The sequence below is a fragment of the Streptomyces sp. SID5910 genome (genome assembly GCF_009862125.1).
Taxonomy (GTDB): domain Bacteria; phylum Actinomycetota; class Actinomycetes; order Streptomycetales; family Streptomycetaceae; genus Streptomyces.
The window spans coordinates 1-1556 of sequence record NZ_WWHX01000792.1 but is presented as its reverse complement, the minus strand read 5'-3'; the positions used below and the strand labels follow the sequence as shown (position 1 = coordinate 1556).

At 71.4% G+C, this 1556-nt stretch carries 2 protein-coding genes; both read left to right on the top strand.

Translation table 11 applies throughout. The features are described from left to right. Positions 1–3: 3 nt before the first annotated feature. Positions 4–648 (top strand): SDR family NAD(P)-dependent oxidoreductase, encoded by a 645-nt coding sequence (locus tag GTW67_RS27975; RefSeq protein WP_237519065.1) that lies wholly within the window; start codon positions 4–6, stop codon positions 646–648. A 176-nt stretch (positions 649–824) separates the two neighbouring features. Continuing rightward, positions 825–1520, top strand: coding sequence for a L,D-transpeptidase family protein (locus GTW67_RS27970; protein WP_161167548.1), 696 nt, complete (start codon positions 825–827; stop codon positions 1518–1520). Positions 1521–1556 lie beyond the last annotated feature (36 nt).

Genomic DNA, 1556 nt, shown 5'->3' with positions numbered 1-1556 from the left:
GAACTGCGGGCGCGAGGACTCACCGCCGAGGCGTTCACCTGCGACGTCGCCGACCGGGCGTCCGTCGAGGCGGCCGTCGCCCGTGCCGTCGACGCCTTCGGCTCCCTCGACGTGCTGGTCAACAACGCGTGCGCCTGCACCCCCGACGCCCCGCTCTTCGAGGACGAACCGGACGAGGCGTGGGCGCGCGACCTCGACGTCACCCTCACCGGCGCCTACCGCTGCTGCCGCGCGGCACTGCCCCACCTGGCGGCCTCCGGCCGCGGCGCGATCGTGAGCATCGGCTCCGTCAACGGCTCCCAGGACTTCGGCAACCACGCCTACAGCGCCGCCAAGGCGGGCCTCGCCTCCCTGACCCGGACCCTCGCCGGCCACGCCGCCGCGCGGGGTGTGCGCGTCAACCTGGTGGCGCCGGGCACCGTGCGCACCACGGCCTGGGAGGGCCGGGACGAGGAGCTGGCGGCGGTCCGGGGGCTGTATCCGCTGGGGCGGGTGGGGGAGCCCGGGGACATCGCGGCGGCCGTCGCCTTCCTCGCCTCGCGCGACGCGTCCTGGATCACCGGCACCACGCTGACCGTCGACGGCGGCCTCACGGCGGTCAACACCGGCTTCCGGCAGGCCCTGAAGGAGTTGGACGCCACGGACTGACCACGCACTGACCGGCACGCCGGGTACGGGCGGACCGGTGTCGTTCGTCACGGTTTCGTCGCGGCGCGGCGCGGTGGGCAACCGAAGCCGCCGGTGGGCTGTCTACAAGGCCGGGGATCGCACCACGGGCGACCTCCCGCCCGCTTTACCCCTTCGACGCGAAAGGCTGACCGGCCATGGGGGACATACGCAGACGGGGCGCCGTCGCACTCGGGCTCACCGCACTGGTGGCGCCGCTCACGCTCGTGCTCGGCGCCGCACCGGCGCAGGCCGCGAGCTGCACCACGCAGACGGGCCCGTACCAGAAGAAGGTCGAGAAGTTCCTCGGCCGCCCCGTCGACGGCAAGCAGTCCGCCGCCGACTGCAAGGCGACCCGGGCCTTCCAGACCAAGCACGGCATCACGCCGAACATCGGCTACGCGGGCCCCGTCACCTGGGGCGTGATGGATCTGATGCAGAAGCAGAAGGCCGTCGGCAAGAACCCGAACAAGTCGGGCAAATGCCCGGTCAACAAGGGGCGGATCGCCTGCGTCGACCTGACCCTCCAGCTGAGCTGGATCCAGGACGGCAAGAAGCTCGTCTACGGCCCGGTGCCGGTCCGCACGGGCCGCAACGGCTACGAGACCCGCACCGGTCTGAAGAAGATCTACTGGCGACACATCAACCACGTCTCCACGATCTACGACGTGCCGATGCCCTACAGCCAGTTCTTCGACGGCGGCCAGGCCTTCCACTCGGTCGGCGTCAGCATGTGGAACCCGCCGGGCTCCCACGGCTGCGTCAACATGACGAAGACCGACGCCAAGAAGTACTGGTCGCTGCTGAAGAACGGCGACGACGTCTACGTGTACGGCCGCAAGCCGGGCACCTGACAGCACCAGGCGCCTCAGGACCCCGGCGCGTCCCCG